The organism is Mycobacteriales bacterium (assembly GCA_035690485.1).
Lineage (GTDB): Bacteria > Actinomycetota > Actinomycetes > JAFAQI01 > DASSKL01 > DASSKL01.
On sequence record DASSKL010000087.1, the window covers coordinates 1 to 4,787 of the forward strand.

The window sequence follows — 4,787 nt, forward strand, 5'->3', positions numbered from 1 at the left end:
GTACGGCGGCAGGTAGGCGTTGGTGTGCAGGCCCTGGATCAGCTGGTTGCCCTGGACCGTCGCCCCACCCTTCTTGGCGAACGCCTCGAGCAGGCCGGACAGCGTCACCGGGTCGGAGCCGACGTTGCTGACGTAGATCTCCGGGTTCCAGCCGGCCTTGAGCATGTTCAGCTTCAGCAGCGCGGTGAACGCCGGGATCGAGAAGGAGACGACGACGTCGGCGCCCTTGCTCTTCATCTGCGACACCTGCGACGTCAGGTCGGTGTTGGACGTCGTGTAGGTGGTGCGGGCGACGACCTGGCTGGCCGGGATGTACTTGTCGAGGCCCTCCACGCCGTCCTTGCCGAAGTCGTCGTTCTGGTAGAAGTACGCGATCTTCTTGCCCTTGAGGTTGTCGGCGATGTACTTGCCCATCACCGCGCCCTCGACGGTGTACTCCGGCTGGAAGCCGAACGTGTAGGGGTGCTGCTTGGGTTCGTTCCAGCACTTGCAGCCGGAGGCCACGAACAGGTCCGGCACCTTCTGCTGGTTGAGGAAGTCGACGACCTTCTCGTGGGTCGGCGTGCCCAGACCGTTGAAGATCGCGAAGACGTTGTCCTGGAGGACCAGCTCACGCACCACGCTGACGGTGTTGGTGGGGTTGTAGCCGTCGTCGAGGTACTTGTAGATGATCTTGCGGCCGTTGATGCCGCCGTTCTTGTTGATGTAGTCGAACATCGCCTTCGCGGAGGGGGCGATCTCGCTGTAGCCGGGAGCGGCCGGCCCGGTGAGCGGCTGGTGGCTGCCGATCGTGATCGTCGTCGCGGTCACGCCCGGCACGTTGCCGCCGGCGTTGTTGTTGTTGTTGCCGGACTTGGAGCCACTGCCGCCACTGCTGCCGCCGCAGGCTGCCGCGCCCAGCATGAGCGCGAGCAGGCCGGCGGCCATGCGAAACGCGGTCTTGCGCATGGAACCTCCCGGTTCGTCGGGCGGGGTGCCCGTCGCCGAGGAACCTATCGACGCCCGAGTGACGTCTGCCACATCCGGCGCGGAATCGTTGCGTGCGCGTTATCCGCCGTGCCTGGCGGTGCGCGGGCCCCGTCGGCGGACGAGGCCGGTCACGAGCGACAGCAGGCGACGCAGCGCCCCTTGCAGGCCCTGCGGGAAGACGAGCATGGCGATGATCAGCACGGCGCCGTAGATCGCGATCGGGATGTTGGCGCGGATGTTGCTGCCCAGGTTGTGCGACGCGCCGAAGTTGTCGGCCCAGGTCGGCAGGAACACCAGCACCAGCGAGCCGTAGACCGCGCCGGCGAGGCTGCCGAGCCCACCGATGATCACCGCCGTCAGCAGCGAGATCGACAGCACCAGCGTGAACGCGCCCGGGGCCGCGAGCCCGGTGACCAGCGCCAGCAGGCCACCGCCGAGGCCCGCGCACGCGGCGCTGACGATGAACGCGGTGATCTGCACGCGGGCGATGTTCAGGCCGCACAGCTGGGCGGCGACCTCGTCGTCGCGGACGGCCCGGAAGTTGCGGCCGACCCGGCTGCGGGTCAGGTTGGCCAGGAAGAACAGCACGAGCAGCGCGGAGATCAGGCTGATCCAGGCCAGCCACTCGAGCGGGTTGATGTGGTTGGCCAGGCCGCCGGGCGGGTTGGGCGTGGGAAAGCTCAGCCCGGTGTCGGCGCTGAGGAACCCCTCGGCCTTGTTCCAGTTGGTGATGGCCGGCAGCCCAACGGCGAAGGCCAGCGTGGCGCCGGCGAGATAGGGGCCCCGCAGGCGCGCGGCGGTCGCGCCGACCACGACGCCGACCAGGGCGGAGATCACGACCGCGGCCACGAGCGTCTCGGCGGTGCCCCACCCCTGCTTGATGCTGAGCAGCGCGACCGTGTAGGCGCCGACCATCATGAAGGCACCGTGGCCGAGCGAGATCTGGCCGTTGAGCCCGACGAGCACGGTGAGGCCGCCGACCGCGCAGATGTAGTAGCCGACGTTGGCGACCTGGCTGTTGCGGAACGGTCCGACGGACTCGGTCACCCAGTACGACAGCGCCAGCCCGACGATCAGGCCGAGCACGTGCCAGAGCAAGGTGTGCTCCCGGGCCCAGGCCCAGCTGCGCGGAAGCTGCGCGCTGGCGGAGATCCTCGGGCCGCGCCGGTGCGCGGGGGCGACCACGTCACCTTCGGTGCGCGGGCCGGCCACGTCGCCCACCTGCTCGCCGACGCCGTTCTCGTTGTCCGTCGTCATCTGCGGCTCAGACCTTCCGCGCAGCGGTGCGGGTGAACAGGCCCTCGGGTCGGGCCATGAGCACGACGATCAGGGCGGCCAGCGCGCCGAGCCCGACCAGGCTGTTGTCGACGTAGCCCGACAGGTAGCTCAGCGTCAGTCCGAGGATGAGACCGCCGACGACCGACCCGACCGGGCTGTCGAGCCCGCCGATGACCGCGGCGGTGAAGCCGTAGACCAGGAACGGGTCGAACTGGTACGGACCCAGGAAGACCTGGGGGGCGATGAGCACGCCGGCGAGCGCACCGGCGACGGCGGCCAGGCCCCAGCCAAGGGTGAGCATCCATCCGACCCGTACGCCGAGCATGCGCGCCACCTCGGGCTCGAACGCCGAGGCGCGCATCTGCAGCCCCAGCGTCGTGCCACGGAAGAGCAGCAGCAGCACGAGGGCGAGGCCGAGGATCGACAGCACGATGAACAGGTCGGTGGAGGTGAACAGCAGCCGCTGCCCGTCAAGCACGTAGCCGCGGATGCCGAACGCCGGCGGGAACGACTCCGGCGTGACGCCGAAGAGCATGCCCGCGCCGGCCTGGATGAGGATGAGCAGGCCCAGCGTCACGATGACCGCGTTGAGAGGCGGTTTGTTCTCCACCGGGCGCACGATCACCAGCTCGACGAACGCGCCGAAGGCGAACCCGCAGGCGAGCGCGGCGACGAAGCCCCACCAGTAGCTGCCGGTCTGGTCGATGACGGCCTTCGCGACGAACGTCGTGAACATCAGCATCGCGCCCTGCGCGAAGTTGATGATCCGGGTCGCTCGCCAGATCAGCACCAGCGCCAGCGCGACGGCGGCGTAGATCATGCCGTTGCTGATGCCGGTGAGCGTCAGGTTGACGAACTGCATCCGGGTCCTCCGCGGGAGTCAGAAGCCGAGGTAGGCGTGTCGCAGCTGCTCGTCGCCCTCGAGCTCGCTCGCGCGGGCGGCGACGGCGACGCGGCCGAGGTTGAGGACGACGGCGTGGTCTGCGACGGCGAGCGCGCTGCGGGCGTTCTGCTCGACCAGCAGCACGGTGAGCCCGTCGCGGTCGCGCAGCTCGCCGAGCTGGCTCATGATCTGGGCAGTGATCCGGGGCGCGAGCCCGAGCGACGGCTCGTCGAGCAGCAGCAGCTGCGGCCGGCTCATCAGGGCCCGGCCGATGACGAGCATCTGGCGCTCGCCGCCGGACAGCGTGGACGCGGTGCGCTTCCGCCGATCGGCCAGCGCGGGGAACATGTCGTACATCCGAGCGAGGTCGTCGTTCATGTCGCTGCGCTTGCCGCGCCAGAGCGCCCCGAGGCGGAGGTTCTCCTCCACCGTCAGCTCGGCGATGACGCCGCGACCTTCGGGGACGTGGGCGATGCCCTGGCGCACGACGTTCTCGGGCTTGAGGCCGGAGATCTGCTGGCCGCCGTAGGTGATCGTGCCGGCCTTCGGCCGCACCAGGCCGTTGATCGAGCGCAGCAGCGTGGTCTTGCCCGCGCCGTTGGCACCCAGCACGGCCGTGATGTGACCGGCCGGCACGTCGATGTCGACGTGGTCGAGCGCGCGCACCGCGCCGTAGGTCGCCAGCAGGCCGCGGATCTGCAGGCCCGAGGTCGCCGGCGCCGGCTCGGCAGGGGCGGGCGCGGCGGGCTCAGCCATGGTGAGCCTCCGAGCCCGGGACCTCGGACTCCGAGCCAGGCACTTCGGCCTCGTCGATCAGCGACTCCTCCTCGTTCTCCACGCCGAGGTAGGCCTCCAGCACCCGCGGGTCGGCACGCACCTCGCTCGGCGTGCCGGTGGCGATCACGGCGCCGAAGTCGAGCACGGTGATGCGGTCGCAGACCTGCATGACCAGGTCCATGTGGTGCTCCACGAGCATGACCGCCATTCGGTCGCGCAGACCCCGGATGAGGGTGCCGAGATCGCTCATCTCGTCGGCGGACAGGCCGGACGCGGGCTCGTCGAGCAGCAGCAGGTCCGGCTCGGCGATCAGCGCGCGCGCCAGCGCGACCCGCTTCTGCACGCCGTAGGGCAGCTCGCCGGGGACCCGCCCGGCGGCGTCCGGGATCTCGAGGTCCGCCAAGACCTGCTGCGCGCGCTCACGCAGCCGCCGCTCGTCGCGGTCGGACCGCGGCAGGGCCAGCAGCCCGGACCAGAATCCGGCCCGGGCATGCCGGGTCGCTCCGACCATGACGTTCTCGAGCGCGGTCATGTGCGGGAAGAGCCCGAGCCCCTGCAGGGTGCGGGCGATGCCCAGCGACGCCAGGTCGTGCGGGTGGTGACGGCCGAGCGTGCTGTCACGCCAGCGCAGGTTGCCGGAGTCGGGGCGGATGAAGCCGCAGATGACGTTGAACAGCGTCGTCTTGCCGGCGCCGTTCGGGCCGATGATGCCGAGCACCTCGCCCGGAGCCACGGTGGCCGACACCGCGTCGAGAGCCACCAGACCGCCGAAACGGACCGAGACTTCGACCACCTCGAGCAGCGGTGCGGTCGGCGCGGCCGCAGGTGCCGCGGAAGGTGCCGTCACGAGCCCACCTCACGGGGATCGGGTCAGGATCAG

Annotated in this window: 5 protein-coding genes; all 5 read right to left on the bottom strand. The window is 70.2% G+C overall.

All coding sequences use genetic code 11. The annotated features are described in order from the left end of the window. On the bottom strand, window positions 1–948 hold a 948-nt coding region (locus VFJ21_13085; protein HET7408054.1), incomplete at its 3' end, for an ABC transporter substrate-binding protein. A gap of 99 nt (window positions 949–1,047) precedes the next feature. Continuing rightward, window positions 1,048–2,226, bottom strand: coding sequence for a branched-chain amino acid ABC transporter permease (locus VFJ21_13090; protein ID HET7408055.1), 1,179 nt, complete (start codon window positions 2,224–2,226; stop codon window positions 1,048–1,050). A gap of 7 nt (window positions 2,227–2,233) precedes the next feature. After that, window positions 2,234–3,109: a branched-chain amino acid ABC transporter permease gene (locus tag VFJ21_13095; protein HET7408056.1), complete on the bottom strand. Its 876-nt coding sequence runs from the start codon at window positions 3,107–3,109 to the stop codon at window positions 2,234–2,236. 18 nt (window positions 3,110–3,127) lie between these two features. After that, window positions 3,128–3,886 carry an ABC transporter ATP-binding protein gene (locus VFJ21_13100; GenBank protein HET7408057.1) on the bottom strand — a complete coding sequence of 253 codons (759 nt, stop codon included), beginning with the start codon at window positions 3,884–3,886 and terminating at the stop codon, window positions 3,128–3,130. Next, window positions 3,879–4,754 carry an ABC transporter ATP-binding protein gene (locus VFJ21_13105; GenBank protein HET7408058.1) on the bottom strand — a complete coding sequence of 292 codons (876 nt, stop codon included), beginning with the start codon at window positions 4,752–4,754 and terminating at the stop codon, window positions 3,879–3,881. The genes VFJ21_13100 and VFJ21_13105 overlap by 8 nt, the downstream gene beginning before the upstream one ends. Between the last annotated feature and the right edge of the window lie 33 nt (window positions 4,755–4,787).

What these genes read in the sequence shown, in the direction of transcription:
- VFJ21_13090 (HET7408055.1), bottom strand. Translation starts at nt 2,226, where the DNA reads ATGACGACGGACAACGAGAACGGCGTCGGCGAGCAGGTGGGCGACGTG.
- VFJ21_13095 (HET7408056.1), bottom strand. Translation starts at nt 3,109, where the DNA reads ATGCAGTTCGTCAACCTGACGCTCACCGGCATCAGCAACGGCATGATC.
- VFJ21_13100 (HET7408057.1), bottom strand. Translation starts at nt 3,886, where the DNA reads ATGGCTGAGCCCGCCGCGCCCGCCCCTGCCGAGCCGGCGCCGGCGACC.